Origin of the sequence: Pararhizobium polonicum (genome assembly GCF_001687365.1) — a bacterium.
Taxonomy (GTDB): Bacteria; Pseudomonadota; Alphaproteobacteria; order Rhizobiales; family Rhizobiaceae; genus Pararhizobium; species Pararhizobium polonicum.
Genome location: NZ_LGLV01000023.1, coordinates 13,416 through 28,301 on the forward strand (window position 1 = coordinate 13,416; position 14,886 = coordinate 28,301).

The window sequence follows — 14,886 nt, forward strand, 5'->3', positions numbered from 1 at the left end:
GAGGAATAGTCTATGAAATCAACTCTATCCGAACAGCCGGAGACGACGTCTCACGTCTCGCGGCGTAATTTCATGAAAGCGGCGACGATGGCGACAGCGGGGGCCGTGATCGGCGCTTCTGTCGTCACCGACGCGAACGCGCAGGCGTGGAATGAGGAATATGACGTGGTCGTTGTCGGTTCCGGCGGAGCGGCGCTGGCGGCAGCGGCCGCCGCCGTTCACGGCGGCGCCAGCGTCAAGGTGCTGGAGAAGGCCGAACTGGTGGGGGGCACGACGATCAAATCGGGCGGCGTCTACTGGATCCCCAACAATCCGTTCATGGTTGCCGACGGCATCGCAGACCCCAAGGAGGATGCCCTGCGCTACATGGCGCGCTGCGCCTTTCCGCATCTCTACCGTCCCGACAGTCCGACCTTCGGCATGACGGACCGCAACCACCGCCTGATGGAGGTGCTGTACGATCGCGGCAGCACGGTGATCCAGACACTGTCGGACATCGGAGCGCTGAAATCCGTGCGCTACCCCACCTATGGTGCCACACCGATCCCGGACTATTACGCCAACCTTCCCGAAAACAAGGCACCGCTCGGCCGCTCGGTGCATCCAACCGATGCCAAAGGCGAACCCGGCTATGGATCGGACCTCGTCGGCCAGTTGCAGACCTTCATCGAAGGCCATGGCGCCACGATCGCGCTGGAAACCGCCGTCATCAAGGTCGTGGTGGACGAAAACCGCAAGGTGCTTGGCGTGGTGGCGAGAACCTTTGACGGCAAAGAGCTGAGCATCCGCGCGCGCAAGGGTGTGATCTTCGGCTCCGGCGGATTTACCCAGAATCCCGACATGCGCGAGACCTATCTGCGCATCCCGGTTCTGGGCGGCTGCGCGGTGCCGACCAACCAGGGCGATTTCGTCAAGATCGCCATCGATCTCGGCGCGCAGCTCGGCAATATGAACGAAGCCTGGCTGCAGCAGGAGGTGCTGGATGAGGTGCTGGAGTTCAACAGCGTTCCCTTCGGCGTGTTCTTTCTGGGCGGAGACAGCATGGTGATGGTCAACAAATTCGGCCGCCGCACCTGCAACGAGAAGACCACCTACAATGAGCGCACGCGCTCGCACCTAGTCTGGGATCCGGCGCGGGGCGAATATGTCAATCGCCTGCAATTCATGATCTTCGACGAACACGCGCGCGGCTTCGGCGGCGTCATGATCCCGCCGCCCGGCGAATTCGTGCCGCCCTACATCATCACCGCCGACACGTTGGAGGAGCTGGCCAAAAAGATCGATGAAAAACTTGCTTCGTATGAGGACAGGATCGGTCATTTCCGGCTGGACGATCACTTCCTCGACGGCCTGAAAGAAACGATCGAGCGGTTCAAGGGTTTTGCCGAGACCGGCAAGGATACGGACTTCCTGCGCGGGGAGGCGCCGATCGACCGATACTTCGCTCCGGCGCAGGGTTTCGAGGTCAAGGGGCCGAACCCCTGGCTTCATCCGCTCTCCGACAAGGGCCCCTATTACGCCATCGTGCTTGCCGCCGGCACGCTCGATACCAAAGGCGGCGCTGTCTACGACGAGCATTCCCGGGTGCTCGACACCCGCGATCAGCCGATCGAGGGGCTGTATGTCGCCGGCAATGCGGGCGCCTCGCCTTCGGGGCAGTCCTATTGGGGGGCGGGGGGAACATTGGGGCTTGCCATTACCTTCGGCTTTATCGCGGGAGAGCATGCGGCGCAGCGCAGTTGACCATTGGGGCGAGGTGCCGGTTTGACATGCGAGAGAGAGCATCATGACAGCGAAACGCTGCAGCCTTCTGCATATCGCATTCGACGGACCGGAGACGGGAGAGCCGTGGCTGATCCTTCACGATCGCCACGGTGATCTGGCCGCCGCGCGTCAGCTGTGCGAGGCGCAGCTGACGCCGGGTACGCGCCGCATTTCCGTGCGCAGCGCCCGGACCCAGACGCGCGGCAGCCTCGTTCCGCCCAAGGGCAATTTCTGGTTCATCGGTCCGCTGCACCAGCCGGAACTCTCCACGCTCGGCGACGCACTCTATCAGCTCGACCGGCTGCTCGATGATGTGAGGGACATTGACGGGTATTCGCGCCTGAGCCTGCTTGGCGACGGTGAGGGCGGCACGGTGGCGTTGTTGCTGGCCTTGCTGCGTCCCGACATGATCGGCCACGTCGTGGCCATGAACGCGTTCTTCCCGCGGAATTTTGCCCGCATGCCCGTGCAGATCGGCGACGTGACCGGGCTGACCGTGGTGCTATCCAGAGACGATGGCGTCACGGCCGCGGAGCTTACGCGCATCGCGCCCGGTCTTGCCGTGTCGGTGTGCGAGAGCAGGCAATCATCCGAAGCGAGGGGTGGCCAGGGCGGGGTGTTTGTGGAAGACTAGAGGCCGCACCAGAAGAGCGAAGATTGATAAACGCCAAAGACATGACAGACCGCAGCAGCACCAACTCGAATTTCGCCGCCCGCCTGAATCCGAATGCGGAGCAGCTCCGGCACGGCGATCTGCTGTACACGATCCATGAGCTGTCGCGGCTGATCAGCACGCATTTCGACAAGGTGATGGAGCCTCACAATCTGACCCGGGCGCAGTGGTGGGCGATCATGCACATCATGCTGAACGAAGGGCAGAGCCAGTCGGATCTGGCCCGCGTCATGCAGATGGGCCGATCGGCGGCTGGAAAGCTGCTCGACCGCCTCGAGGCCAAGGGCTGGATCGAACGTCGGCCCGACGAAGGCGATCAGCGGCTCCTGCGCGTCTTCCTGCTCGAGGGTGTCGCCCCTGTCTTCGATGCGATCGTGTCCGGCGGCCCACCCCTGTTCGAAACGCTTCTCGACGGACTTTCCGAGGAAGAAGAGCGCGCCATCCTGTCCGGCCTCGGCAAGATCAGGGCAAATGCCGAGCGTGCAGCCGGCGTGAACGGCCGCGCAAGCTGGCTTTAGGGCCGGGACCCGACCCCACACTTCCATCGCCGTTTTTCATCGTTCCCACGCATGGCTTTACCGCAGAACAGGGCTCTCACCGGAGCCGCGTTTTTCGCAGTCTGCCGGCGAACATGCGACTTCCGATTTCCTGAAAAATCTCAAAACCGTTGCCCATGTGGGCAATGCATAACCGGTGGCCCTGCCGCAGGCTGGCAATCGGGAGGAATGAAGGAATGATCGAGCGAGTGATCTGCGTCGTCCACCGGCCGCAGCCGATGATGGCATGGTTGGGGAATTGCCCCGGACGGGGGGATGCCGATGTCTGATATCTCCGTGCGCCCATCAAGGAGCATGCTCCGGCAGAGGGAAATCCCCGGCGAGTCCGGACTTTGGGTCTTCCTCTTCGGCGATATGGCCATCTTCCTTGTCTTCTTTGCCTCCTACCTGGTGGAACGCGCCCGCGATCCCCTGCTTTTCCAGGCCTCGCGGCAGTCTTTCGGGCTGACGCTCGGTCTCGTCAACACGATCATCCTTCTGACCAGCTCGCTGCTCGTGGTGATGGCGGTGAATGCGGCGCGCGCGGGCGCAAAGGCGATCGCGGTGCGGGCGCTCTGGGCCGCGCTGTTCTGCGGCGCGACATTCGTGACCCTCAAATGTGTCGAGTACACACACTTGATTTCCGCGGGGAACGGTCCGGGGTCGAACCACTACTTCACCTATTTCTTTATCCTCACCGGCCTTCACCTGATGCATGTTCTGATCGGTTTCGGCACGCTTGGCATCATGATCGCCAAGGCGCGGCAGCCGGGGGAGATAACAAGCCGGAATCTCTCCACGCTCCAGTCCTGCGCCTGTTACTGGCATCTCGTCGACCTTCTCTGGATGGTCATTTTCCCGCTTCTTTATCTGCTGGGGTAAGCCGTGGCTCTGAAAGACCTTGTTCCCTTCCGCGTGGCGGTCACCTGGGCGGTCCTCGTCACCCTGTCGATCCTGGGGCCGATCCTGAATATCGAAGGCGAGGGCAGCACGCCGATTGCCGTCATCGTGCTCGCCTTTGCCGTGGTCAAAGTCCGGTTCGTCGGGCTGGATTTCATGGAACTGCGCCATGCACCCGTGGCGATGCTCGCCGTCTTCGAGGCCTATTGCGCCGTGCTCCTGAGCACGCTCGCCGGGCTCTACGTCTTCCTATGATTTCGCTCTGTCGGGCTGGGCGCGTCTCGCGGTTTACGCTCGTGCACTGTGGGCGTTCACTCCGGTTTCTCCAATCACATCGCGGTATCAAAACGAGCTGCCGATGTTGTCCAGGTGGGTAATGCACACGTCGCTGCGATCACCCATGGTGCGGGAACGGACCGACGCTGCGGGCCACCGGGCGCCCGGATCGTATCCCGCGTGTTTGCCGCGCGGGGCAGGCCTGTTGAAGTCTTTACTAACCGGATCGGGAGGTCCGGCATTCAAGGAGGAAAACCAATGATGTGCGATTTGAACGCGGCCGGACATGTCTTGCGGAGCATCTGCTCTGAAATGCGGTCCGGCGCGAAGGGGTTCGGCAATTGATGATCGCCCTTGAAAATCTGTCCGCCGCCGTCGAGCGGTTGGAGCGGGCAAGCGCCAGCGGTGTGCCATGCGAGCCCATCGCCGATCTGCTCGGTGCCAGCGATATCGATGCCGCCTATGAGGTGCAGAAGCGGATCACGGAACGGCGGATCGCCGGCGGGGCACGGCTTGTCGGCCGCAAGATCGGCCTGACATCTCGCGCGGTGCAGGCGCAGATCGGCGTGAACCGTCCCGATTTCGGCGTGCTGTTTGACGACATGCAGTTTGCGGATGGCGCGGAGGTTCCGTTTTCACGCCTGTTGCAGCCCAAGGCGGAAGCCGAGGTGGCTTTCCTGCTCGCCCGGGACATTCCGGATGCGTCCGATCCGGTTGCCGTGCGCGATGCTGTGGCGCTGGCGTTTCCGGCGCTGGAGATCGTCGACAGCCGGATCGCCGACTGGCGCATCGGCATCACCGATACGGTGGCGGACAATGCCTCGTCGGGGGTGTTCGTGATCGGCGCTAAGGGCGTCGCGCTCGATGCTGTCCAGCCAGCGGATGTGGTGATGACCATGCTGCGAAATGGCGAGGTGGTTTCGCACGGGACTGGCCGGGATTGCCTGGACGATCCCCTGAATGCGCTGGCCTGGCTTGCCCGCACCGCAATCGAGATCGGCCTGCCGCTGCGCGCCGGCGATATCGTGCTGTCGGGTGCGCTCGGGCCGATGGTTCCGGTCCGTCCCGGCGATGTCTTCGAGGCGAAGATCGAGCCATTGGGAACGATCACCGCCCGGTTTTCAGAAAAAGCCCGGTTTTCAGAAAAAGAAGGAGGAGAACAATGACGGATCGCATCGGTGTCGCGATTATCGGCTCGGGGAATATTGGCACGGATCTGATGATCAAGATCCTGCGGCACTCCGAGAACCTGCGCATGGTGGCGATGGTGGGGATCGACCCTGCCTCGGACGGTCTGGCGCGGGCGGCCCGGCTGGGTGTCGCGACGACGGCGGGTGGCGTCGAGGGACTGATCGCCATGCCGGAATTCAAGGATGTCCGCATCGTGATGGACGCGACCAGCGCTTCGGCCCATGTCGCCAATGCCAAGCGGCTGCAACCCTATGGCCTGCGGCTGATCGACCTGACGCCCGCGGCCATCGGCCCCTTCGTCATTCCGCCGGTGAATCTCGGCGCGCATCTGGGCGCTGCCAATATCAACATGGTGACCTGCGGCGGGCAGGCGACGATCCCCATGGTGGCGGCGGTGTCGCGCGTCACCGAGGTGCCCTATGCCGAGATCGTCGCCTCGGTATCCTCGAAATCGGCCGGACCGGGAACGCGGGCGAACATCGATGAATTCACCGAGACGACCGCACATGCCATCGAACAGGTTGGCGGCGCGAAACGCGGCAAGGCGATCATCATCCTCAATCCGGCCGAACCGCCGCTGATCATGCGCGATACGGTCTACTGCCTGGTCGGCGGTGCGGACCCCGAGAATATCCGCGCGTCCGTCGAAAACATGGCAGCCGAGGTTGCTGTCTATGTGCCGGGCTACCGGCTGGTGCAGGACGTGCAGTTCACTCCGGTCGATCCGGCCGAGGTTGCCACCTTGCTGCCGAAGGGCTCGGGGCCGGTCGATACCAAGGTGACGATCTTCCTCGAGGTCGAGGGGGCTGCGCATTACCTGCCCGCCTATGCCGGCAATCTCGACATCATGACCTCGGCCGCCATGCGCGTGGCCGAACAGATAGCCGTGCGCGCGAAAGAGGTGGCCTGATGACCAAGAAACTGTATGTGCAGGACGTGACCCTGCGCGATGGCATGCATGCGCTGCGCCACCGCCTTGATCCGAAAAAGCTGGGCCAGATCGTGCGGGCGCTCGACAAGGCCGGCGTTGCCGCGATCGAGGTCAGTCACGGCGACGGTCTGGCCGGCAACAGCCTCAACTACGGCGCCGGTTCGAACACGGACTGGGAATGGATCGAGGCCGCCGTCGGGGCTGCGGAACGTGCTGTCATCACCACGCTGCTGCTGCCGGGTGTCGGCACCATCAGCGAGTTGCGCCGCGCCTATGAGCTGGGGGTCCGTTCCGTCCGCGTCGCCACCCATTGCACCGAGGCCGATGTTGCCGCCCAGCACATCGCGGAGGCCCGCAATCTCGGCATGGACGTCTCGGGGTTCCTGATGATGGCGCATATGGGCGAGCCCGCCCAACTGGCCAGACAGGCGCAGCTGATGGAATCCTACGGTGCGCATTGCGTCTATATCACCGATTCTGCCGGGCGGCTGACGACGCAAGGGGTCCGCGACCGCGTGCGTGCCTATAGGGACGTGCTGAAGCCGGAAACCCAGATCGGCATCCATTGCCACGAAAACCTTTCGCTATCCGTGGCGAATTCGGTCGCGGCAATCGAGGAAGGCGCCTGGCGGATCGATGCATCGCTGGCCGGGCATGGAGCCGCGGCCGGGAACACACCGATCGAGCCGTTCGTCGCGGTGGCCAATCTACTGGGCTGGGAAACCGGCTGCGATCTTTTCGAACTGGAGGATGCAGCCGACGATCTGGTCCGGCCATTGCAGGACCGTCCCGTCCGCGTGGATCGCCAGACCCTGACCATTGGCTATGCCGGCGTCTACGGCAGTTTCCTGCGTCATGCCGAAAACGCGGCCACCACCTATGGCGTGGATGCCCGCGACATCCTGATCGAAGCCGGGCGGCGCAAGCTGGTCGGCGGGCAGGAAGACATGCTGACGGACATCGCCCTGAACCTCGGCCGCCGATCCCACTAAGTTTCAAAACCCTTTCATGGATGCGCACCGCCGCATCCGCATCGAACCATACCATACCAGGAGGAGACCAACATGATTCACACCTACGATCCGGGCCCGCGCATTGCCCATGCCGGCGGCATCAATATCGGCACACCGAACCTCGAACGCTCGTTGTGGTTTTTCCGCGACCTGTTCGGCATGGAAGTGACCGCCGAGGGCGACGGCGTCGCCTATCTGCGCGGCTATCAGGAATTCGATCATCACTCGCTGGTGCTGACCCAGCAGGACGAGGCGGTCATCAACACCTACAGCTTCCGCGTCGCGCGGCCGCAGGACGTGGAGCTTTTCCACGAACAGTTCACCGCCGAAGGCGTAGAGGTGAAGGTGATCCCCGCCGGCACCGAGACGGGACGCGGCGAGGCGATCCGCTTTCTGCTGCCCGGTGGCGGCCATCCGATCGAGCTCTATTACGACATCGACAAACCGAAGGCGGCCGATGGGCTGCGCTCCCATCTGCTGGGAAACAGCGCCCGCCGTCGCGGGTTCGGCGTGCGCCGTCTCGACCACCTCAACATCATGACCGGTGCTGCCACCATCGTTCAGGCCGAAGGCTGGCTGCGCGAGCGGCTGGGGTTCAAGCGGCGGGAATTCCTGACCTTGCCGCAGGATCCGAATTTCATCGTCGCGTCGTGGATGTCGGTGAACTCGAAACTGCATGACATCGCCATCGGCGCCTCGCCGAACGGGCAGGACGCCCAGTTCCATCATGTCGCGTTCTCGATCGAGAACTTCCACGACATTCTGACGGCAGCCGACCAGCTGCGCGATCTGGATATCCAGATCGACGCGGGCCCCGGCAAGCACGGCATCGGCCAGGCGATGTATCTTTATGTCCGCGATCCCGGCTCCAACCACCGGATCGAGCTTTATTCCGGCGGCCGCGAATTCTTCGAGCCCGATTGGCAGGCGCTGGAATGGAAGATCAACAGCCCCTACGGCATGACCTGGTACGGCGACCTGCCCAATGTCGACCCGCAGACCAGCCCCTATGTCACGACGACGCCATCGGCGGGGCTGGTCCTGCCCAGCCGCCGTGCTGCGGCGGCCTGATGAGGCGCCTTGCCGGATCGCGCCGGGATCAACCCGCCGCGATCCGGCCCTTGGGGAGGAAAGACACCAATGACGATCGACTATACCTACGAGAATACGCGCAAGACCGTTGAAATCGGCGGCGTCACCCTGTCCTGGCATGAGGCCGGCGAAGGCGAACCGCTGATCCTGTTGCACGGCTCGGGGCCGGGGGTCAGCGCCTGGTCGAACTTCCGGCACAACCTGCCGGTGTTCGCTCGGCGTTTCCGGACCATCATGCCCGATATGCCCGGGTTCGGCGCGTCCGGGCTTCCGGAGCTCGACGACTATTATGCCACGCTGGCGGCGCGCTGGATCGCCCTGCTGATGGATCATCTGGAGATCGGCTCGGCCCTGTTCACGGGCAATTCCATGGGCGGTGCCGTGGTGGCTGAACTGGCGGTGCTGCATCCCGAACGGGTACGCCGGATGGCGCTGATCGGCTCGGGCGGCCTGTCGGTCGGCATTTTCGGCACGGATCCCAGCGAAGGCTTCTTACGCCTTTTCGAGTTCCTCGACGATCCGACGCGCGACCGCATGATCGGCTGGGTCAAGACCATGGTTTACGACCATCGCCTGATCACCGACGCGCTGATCGACGAGCGGATGAAGAACGCGCTGGCCGAGGGCGTCATCCCCCGGATGAAGGCAATCTTCGGGGCGATGTTCAACCCCGCGCTGCGCCGGGGCGTGGCGCCGTTATGGACCCGGTCGGGCACGATCAAGACGCCGACATTGCTGCTGTGGGGGCGCGACGACCGGATGCTGCCCTACGATCACGCCCATTTGGCCAACCGCCTGCTGCCCCAGGTCGAGCTGCACAGCTTCTCGCGCTGCGGCCACTGGGTACAGATCGAGCGCAAATCGGATTTCGAACGCGTATCGGCCGAATTCCACACGCGTTGACACCTTTTCCGTTCCGGCATGCGCGAGGAGGCGCTTGCCGGAACGGCCGCCGACACATGCCACAAACGGATCGCCCATGGGGGCGCTCCGTTCGATACAAGGGGAGGGAATACGGAATGCTTGGGACAAAACTTTCGCCTGGAGCGCTATGCGGGGCTCTCGTCATTGCGATCGGACTGCAAGCGGCGGCGGTGCAGGCCGCGGAATCGATCGCTGCAACGGGACCGATCGGAGGAACCGATATCAATGCGGCATTCCTGCCCCCGGAAGGGTTGTGGATAACCGCCATCGGCGCCACGGTCGGCTTTTCCGATTACTATGACGACCACGGCAACGAGCTGAGTTCGAGAGGGAATGATACGCTCGGTGGTATCGGGGTGCTCTATTCCTATCCGGGCACATTCTACGGTGGCCAGCTGGCATCGACGTTTTTCACGGGATACGAACGGCTCTGCTTCGGCGTGGACCCATACAAGAAGAACTGCTCCAGCGGCGTCAAGGACATCTATTCCGACGTGCTGATGTGGAGTCGGTATTTTCCAAGCGCTGCCGCCCTCAGCCAGTCCAAGAGCGATATTCAGAGGCCTTTTGGCACGGCTGTTCTCGTCGGTCTGGGTTTGACCGTTCCGACCGGGAACTACAGCAAGGACAATGTGATCAACAACAGCGCGAACTTCTGGGGTTTTTCTCCCAACATCGCGCTCACCTATACGGCTCCGAGCCCTCTGCCGGAGATCTTCGGCGATGCGGTGCAGCTCAACGGCCGCCTGTTCTACCACATGTATACCGAGAACAAGGACACGCAGTATCAGACCGGCTCCGTGGTGAGCCTCGACTGGGCTGCCGTCATGATGAAAGGCCAATGGCAATACGGTCTGGCCGGGCTCATGTACGCCCAGCTCGGGGACGACAGGATAGACGGGATCGTTCACCCCAACAACGGCAATCGCTCGGAAGTCATCGGACTTGGACCGATCATCTCGCGCGATTTCACCATGGGCGATCGTCCTGCCAACATCACGATCAAGGGCATCCAGAGCGTCTATGGCCGCAACGTCGCCAAGTCGACGGGGGTGTTCGTTCGATTCAGCACGAAATTTTAAAGCCCGACCGGCCGGCATCGGTGCCCCGGTGCTGGCCGCCAGAAGACACGATTGTCGCTGCTTGAACGCATGCGGAATGAAAACAGGCACGTTTCGACGATGGGGGAACGGCCACTACGGAGGAGAATGAACATGGCAAAGAACACGCATGCCGGGCTGGACCCGGCGCTGAAATACCGGCTCTATCGCTTTTCGGTCTGGTGCGGGGTGATCGTCCTGATCGCCAGCACCGTTGCCTTCTTTTTCCTGGGCAAGCTGTTTCCGCCTCCGGACCCGAGCTGGGGAACCACGGAGATCACCGCGTTTTTCACCGAGAACCGGACGCGGATTATCTGGAGCGTGATCATGATGGCGTTCTTCGCGCCGTTCTTCTATTTCTTCGCCGTCATCACCACTTTGCAGATCAAGCGCATCGAAGGTGAACTCGGACTTCTATCCTTGGTTCAGCTGACCACAGGGGTCATCGCTCCGACGGGATGGGTCTATCCGATGTCGGCTCTCGCTACCGGGACCTTCCGGCCGGAGCGCAACCCCGAACTGTTGCTGCTGATCAGCGATCAGTTCTTCCTGACCCTTGTCGGTGTCGCCTTCATCTTCTCGCTCAACCTGGTGTCGATCGGCATCGCTGCACTTGCTGACCGGCGGGAAAAGCCGGTGTTTCCGCGCTGGTTCGGCTATGCGAATCTTTTCATGGCGCTGCTCTTCGCACCGGGCATCTTCGTCTACGCCTTTCATGACGGCCCGCTGGCCTGGAACGGCCTTTTCGCGCTGTGGATTCCGGCATGCACATTCCCGGTCTGGAAGATCATGATGATCGTCGGCCTGCTGCGTGCGGTCAAATCCGAAGAGGCGGAAGAGGCTGCTGCGCTGCAAGCGGCGGCATGAGGCTTTTGCGCGGCCCGGAAGCGTCGCACGCCTATGATCATAGGGCCGCCCGTGTCAGGGCGGCCTTTTTGCCGCTTGCGTTTCGCAAACGACCGATCATGATATCGATATGCGTTGGGGCCGCATCTCGATGGGCCGATGGTCGATCCATATTGCTTTTCGGGGGAGTTTTGTTGCGAGGAGGAGGAACGGGTGGGATATCTGGAGCCTAGACAGCGTCTGCGGGATGTTACGCTCGAATTGTATCGTGCGGCCCTGCAGCCTGAACCACTGGAAAACTGGTCGAGATCGATCGCCAATCTGCTCGATACCCAGATCGCCGGCCTGACCGTTTTGGCGCCGTCCGGCCTGGCGGTCGAGAGTGGCAGTGTCGGATCCAATCTCGAGGCCTGGAAAGATTACCTCGAGAAATATCAGTACATCAATCCGCTGCGATCATTTTGGCAGACGGCACCGCCGGGAGAGGTATTCCGGATTGACGGAACACTGATAGACGACAAGTTCAGGAACACGGAGTTCTATTCGCGCTACCGTGAGCATCTGGACCTCGGCGGGGGTGTCTGCATGCTGCTCGGCATCCGCACGGCCAAGGTGCTCGTGCATGCCAGCCAGCCAAGGAAACCGCAGCTCGGGCCGATCGAGCAGGAACTGCTGGCCTACCTTCGCGACGATCTCCTGCTGTGCTTCGAGATCGCCGGCACCCTGATGCTCGCCACGAACACGGCCGCCAACATTATTCGCAGTCTGGATCAGAAGGGGATCGGTGTCGCGCTTTTGACGGAAGACGGGCGGATTGAACACGCCAACGGCAGCATGAACGAGATGCTGCATGCGGGAAGCGTGCTGCGGATGGATCAGGGAAAGCTGGCGCCGGGCTCCGAGATCCGGCTGCCCGAATTGTCCGGCATGGTCAACCGCACCAAGAAAAGCGGTGTTTCCGGTCGCCTGTTCTACGGCGACACGTCAACAGAACGGTGCGGCAGCATCATCGCCTATCCGGCGCCGATGGCCTTCGACTGGGAAGGTTCGCACGAAAGCAAGGTCGTGCTGCTGGTAACCGACAGTTCCCGGCCGAAAGGCCTGCTTGCGGACAGGCTGCGCAAAACCTACGGGCTGACACAGGCGGAGACTGGCGTCGCCGGTATGCTGCTGGATGGCAAGACTTCCCGCCACATGGCGACGGAACTGCGTCTTCAGATCAATTCGGTACGCGCCCATCTCAAGGCAATCTATGCCAAGACTGGAACGCATTCGCAGGTCGAACTGCTGAAGCTGCTGCAGATCGAGAAAGAGAACACATAAGGCAAGTGCCGTTCCGCGGCGGCGGAGACCCAAAAGCCGGCCCGATGGTTCGGGCCGGCTTTTGCCGCTTCGCTTACGGCCAATCCATCAGCCGGTCGAGGACAAGGGCTGCGTTCGAGAAGTAATCACCGTAAGCGCCGCGCAGGAACAGGAGCGGTGTCTTGTCCGTCACGGTATGCAACGCGTGCACCCGGCCAACGATGAGATAGTGATCGCCGATCTCGATCACATCATCGACCATGCAGTCGATCCACGACACGATGCCGGGAAGGATGGGATTGCCCAGAGGCGACTGTTCCCAGGTGATGCCGTCGAACTTGTCCGTACCCCTGGCTGCGAGCGTTCTGCAAAGCCGCTCCTGATCGGCAGCCAGCACATTAGCGCAGAATCGCCCCCTGGCCCGGATCCGCGCCTGCGTCGACGACGAACGGTCGGCCAGAAAGGAGACGAGCGGCGGTTCCAGCGACACGGAGGTGAATGACCCGACGATCATGGCGACCGGGGTGGTGCTCGCCTCCACGCAGGTAATGGCCACCACTCCGGTCGGGAAGCTTCCCAGAACAGTCCGGAAGTGGCGCGCGTCGATGGGTGAAGGCTCAGCGGCAGCGGCCATTCCGTCGCTTTTCTTGTTGTCCTGCGTCATCGAAAGCGATCCCATTGTCAGATGCCCATGCGCAACGGCTCTGGCGGCTCCAACCCATACTGGGTCATCGCATTGGCGTGGTAGGTTGGCCCCGGCACGTGGATGAAGTGGTTCAGCCCGACATGGGCATCCCGCCAGAAGCGCTGGATCGGATTGGTGCGCCGGCTGGCATTGCCGCCAGAGCGTGCATAGATCGTGTCGATCGCGGCCACGGCACGCCATGCGCAACGGATCTGGTTGCGCCGGATCCGGGAACGGTCCTCGAATGTGATTTCCCTGCCGGAGGTGACCTGATCGTAGGCCCAGTTGATGCCGCTCAGAAGCTGCACCCGCGAGGCATGGATTTCGGACGCGGCCTCGCCGGTGAAATAGGCCGCGTAGGGGTCGTCGCGGACCTTGGCACCGGCGGCCGAGACACGATCCCGCTGATAGGCGCCGTGAGCGGCCAATGCGCCTTCGGCCATGCCAATGATCGCCCCGGTAATGCCGACGGGGAAGATGACCGAGAAGGGCAGCTTGTAGATGGGGTTGCTGAGCCCAGCCTTTTGCGCGGCGGCGCCGGAGGCGACGTCTTCATGAAAGATGGCGCGATAGGCCGGCACGAAGGCGCCGTTGACGGCAACATCCTTGCTGCCGGTTCCCAGAAGGCCGATGACATCCCAGGAGTCGTCGATGATGCTGTAATCCGGCCTCGGCAGAATGAGGTGCATCGCCCGGGGTGGCATGGCGGGCCTGCCCTTGCCGTCTCCGAGCAGTGCGCCGAGGAAAACCCAATCGGAATGGTCGGTACCCGAGGAAAATTGCCACCGTCCCGTCAGCCTGTAGCCGCCCTCGACGGGCTCGGCAATTCCGGTCGGCGTGTAGGGGGAGGCGATCCAGGTTTCCTGATCTTGCCCCCAGATATCATGCCCCAGTTTCGGGTCGAACAGCGCGACTTCCCAGGGGTGGACGCCGACCACGCCACAGACCCAGCCCGCAGAACCGTCATGGCGCGCCACGGTCATCACGGCTTCCAGGAAGTCGGCGGGGGTGCCGCCCAGTCCGCCATGTTCGCAGGGCTGCAATATGCGCATCACGCCCGCCTCACGGATGATCTGCGCGGATCTGTCGCTCAACTTGCCCAGCCGCTCGTTCTGCCAGGCCAGTTCCGCCAGCTCGGGGCCGGCCTCGTTAATTCGATCGGCAACGCTCTGCGCCATCAGCTTTCCTCCCTCGTATCCCATATGTTCACTCCCAGATTGCTTTGGTTCTTCTCGCCCTGCTTCTGCGGTGGCAGCGGCCCAAGATCCGTGGCCACCGCCGTCAGTTGCGGGGGTTATCGTGACGTATCGCGAGGGGCGGCACATTACCCACCTGGCTAAGAGCGGGTCTCGTCGGGAGCGAATACTCTGCGAAAATGGCTATAGGGGAAGGATTATGACGAGCGGGCGCCTCTGCATCGCATCGAGGCCATGGCTGAATGGAGATCCATTACGATTGTCGCCTGAACATCATTACGATGCCATGAATACGGTGCGCGCAACTCAATGTGACATCGTATGTGGTGCATACGATACTGCAGACGGCAGGAAGCGGTATTGGGAGGTCATAATCTGGGACGACAGCGCGCTTGAAGGCTCCGTCCGCCGTGGCGATGGGCATGCCGTCGTCACGGTCGTCTAGTTTGCTTCGTTA

Annotated in this window: 15 protein-coding genes; 13 read left to right on the plus strand and 2 right to left on the minus strand. The window is 62.5% G+C overall.

What is annotated here, in order from left to right; all coding sequences use genetic code 11:
• Positions 1–12 precede the first annotated feature (12 nt).
• The 13 genes from ADU59_RS28295 to ADU59_RS28355 all read left to right on the plus strand — a co-directional run bounded on the left by ADU59_RS28295 (position 13) and on the right by ADU59_RS28355 (position 12,569).
• Positions 13–1,743 (plus strand): FAD-binding protein, encoded by a 1,731-nt coding sequence (locus tag ADU59_RS28295; protein ID WP_083198458.1) that lies wholly within the window; start codon positions 13–15, stop codon positions 1,741–1,743.
• 43 nt (positions 1,744–1,786) lie between these two features.
• A complete protein-coding gene (locus ADU59_RS28300; protein ID WP_068958998.1) occupies positions 1,787–2,398 on the plus strand; it encodes an alpha/beta hydrolase in 612 nt (203 codons plus the stop codon).
• Positions 2,399–2,439: 41 nt separating this feature from the next.
• On the plus strand, positions 2,440–2,955 hold the full coding sequence (locus ADU59_RS28305; protein WP_068959000.1) for a MarR family winged helix-turn-helix transcriptional regulator: 516 nt from the start codon (positions 2,440–2,442) through the stop codon (positions 2,953–2,955).
• Positions 2,956–3,255: 300 nt separating this feature from the next.
• A complete protein-coding gene (locus ADU59_RS28310) occupies positions 3,256–3,855 on the plus strand; it encodes a cytochrome c oxidase subunit 3 (RefSeq protein WP_068959053.1) in 600 nt (199 codons plus the stop codon).
• Positions 3,856–3,858: 3 nt separating this feature from the next.
• Positions 3,859–4,128, plus strand: a complete 270-nt coding sequence (locus tag ADU59_RS28315; RefSeq protein ID WP_068959002.1) for a cytochrome C oxidase subunit IV family protein — start codon at positions 3,859–3,861, stop codon at positions 4,126–4,128.
• Between the two features lie 365 nt (positions 4,129–4,493).
• Positions 4,494–5,315 carry a 2-keto-4-pentenoate hydratase gene (locus tag ADU59_RS28320; RefSeq protein ID WP_068959004.1) on the plus strand — a complete coding sequence of 274 codons (822 nt, stop codon included), beginning with the start codon at positions 4,494–4,496 and terminating at the stop codon, positions 5,313–5,315.
• Positions 5,312–6,250: an acetaldehyde dehydrogenase (acetylating) gene (locus ADU59_RS28325; protein WP_068959006.1), complete on the plus strand. Its 939-nt coding sequence runs from the start codon at positions 5,312–5,314 to the stop codon at positions 6,248–6,250. The genes ADU59_RS28320 and ADU59_RS28325 overlap by 4 nt, the downstream gene beginning before the upstream one ends.
• The gene (dmpG, locus tag ADU59_RS28330) at positions 6,250–7,263 is read left to right on the plus strand and encodes a 4-hydroxy-2-oxovalerate aldolase (RefSeq protein WP_068959008.1); all 1,014 of its coding nucleotides are present in this window, start codon (positions 6,250–6,252) and stop codon (positions 7,261–7,263) included. Before ADU59_RS28325 ends, dmpG begins: the two co-directional genes overlap by 1 nt.
• Before the next feature lie 72 nt (positions 7,264–7,335).
• Positions 7,336–8,355 (plus strand): VOC family protein, encoded by a 1,020-nt coding sequence (locus ADU59_RS28335; RefSeq protein ID WP_068959009.1) that lies wholly within the window; start codon positions 7,336–7,338, stop codon positions 8,353–8,355.
• Positions 8,356–8,424: 69 nt separating this feature from the next.
• Positions 8,425–9,279: an alpha/beta fold hydrolase gene (locus ADU59_RS28340; protein ID WP_068959011.1), complete on the plus strand. Its 855-nt coding sequence runs from the start codon at positions 8,425–8,427 to the stop codon at positions 9,277–9,279.
• 116 nt (positions 9,280–9,395) lie between these two features.
• A complete protein-coding gene (locus ADU59_RS28345; protein WP_068959014.1) occupies positions 9,396–10,382 on the plus strand; it encodes a SphA family protein in 987 nt (328 codons plus the stop codon).
• 132 nt (positions 10,383–10,514) lie between these two features.
• Positions 10,515–11,267, plus strand: a complete 753-nt coding sequence (locus ADU59_RS28350; protein ID WP_202970088.1) for a hypothetical protein — start codon at positions 10,515–10,517, stop codon at positions 11,265–11,267.
• A 192-nt stretch (positions 11,268–11,459) separates the two neighbouring features.
• The gene (locus ADU59_RS28355; protein ID WP_158515777.1) at positions 11,460–12,569 is read left to right on the plus strand and encodes a helix-turn-helix transcriptional regulator; all 1,110 of its coding nucleotides are present in this window, start codon (positions 11,460–11,462) and stop codon (positions 12,567–12,569) included.
• 73 nt (positions 12,570–12,642) lie between these two features.
• On the opposite strand, the gene ADU59_RS28360 is transcribed toward ADU59_RS28355, so the two are convergent.
• Positions 12,643–13,212, minus strand: a complete 570-nt coding sequence (locus tag ADU59_RS28360) for a flavin reductase family protein (RefSeq protein ID WP_202970089.1) — start codon at positions 13,210–13,212, stop codon at positions 12,643–12,645.
• 17 nt (positions 13,213–13,229) lie between these two features.
• Positions 13,230–14,435 carry an acyl-CoA dehydrogenase family protein gene (locus tag ADU59_RS28365; RefSeq protein ID WP_202970090.1) on the minus strand — a complete coding sequence of 402 codons (1,206 nt, stop codon included), beginning with the start codon at positions 14,433–14,435 and terminating at the stop codon, positions 13,230–13,232.
• Positions 14,436–14,886 lie beyond the last annotated feature (451 nt).

What these genes read in the sequence shown, in the direction of transcription:
- ADU59_RS28350 (WP_202970088.1), top strand. Translation starts at nt 10,515, where the DNA reads ATGGCAAAGAACACGCATGCCGGGCTGGACCCGGCGCTGAAATACCGG.
- ADU59_RS28295 (WP_083198458.1), top strand. Translation starts at nt 13, where the DNA reads ATGAAATCAACTCTATCCGAACAGCCGGAGACGACGTCTCACGTCTCG.
- dmpG (WP_068959008.1), top strand. Translation starts at nt 6,250, where the DNA reads ATGACCAAGAAACTGTATGTGCAGGACGTGACCCTGCGCGATGGCATG.
- ADU59_RS28340 (WP_068959011.1), top strand. Translation starts at nt 8,425, where the DNA reads ATGACGATCGACTATACCTACGAGAATACGCGCAAGACCGTTGAAATC.
- ADU59_RS28305 (WP_068959000.1), top strand. Translation starts at nt 2,440, where the DNA reads ATGACAGACCGCAGCAGCACCAACTCGAATTTCGCCGCCCGCCTGAAT.
- ADU59_RS28345 (WP_068959014.1), top strand. Translation starts at nt 9,396, where the DNA reads ATGCTTGGGACAAAACTTTCGCCTGGAGCGCTATGCGGGGCTCTCGTC.
- ADU59_RS28320 (WP_068959004.1), top strand. Translation starts at nt 4,494, where the DNA reads ATGATCGCCCTTGAAAATCTGTCCGCCGCCGTCGAGCGGTTGGAGCGG.
- ADU59_RS28325 (WP_068959006.1), top strand. Translation starts at nt 5,312, where the DNA reads ATGACGGATCGCATCGGTGTCGCGATTATCGGCTCGGGGAATATTGGC.
- ADU59_RS28365 (WP_202970090.1), bottom strand. Translation starts at nt 14,435, where the DNA reads ATGGGATACGAGGGAGGAAAGCTGATGGCGCAGAGCGTTGCCGATCGA.
- ADU59_RS28335 (WP_068959009.1), top strand. Translation starts at nt 7,336, where the DNA reads ATGATTCACACCTACGATCCGGGCCCGCGCATTGCCCATGCCGGCGGC.
- ADU59_RS28300 (WP_068958998.1), top strand. Translation starts at nt 1,787, where the DNA reads ATGACAGCGAAACGCTGCAGCCTTCTGCATATCGCATTCGACGGACCG.
- ADU59_RS28360 (WP_202970089.1), bottom strand. Translation starts at nt 13,212, where the DNA reads ATGACGCAGGACAACAAGAAAAGCGACGGAATGGCCGCTGCCGCTGAG.
- ADU59_RS28310 (WP_068959053.1), top strand. Translation starts at nt 3,256, where the DNA reads ATGTCTGATATCTCCGTGCGCCCATCAAGGAGCATGCTCCGGCAGAGG.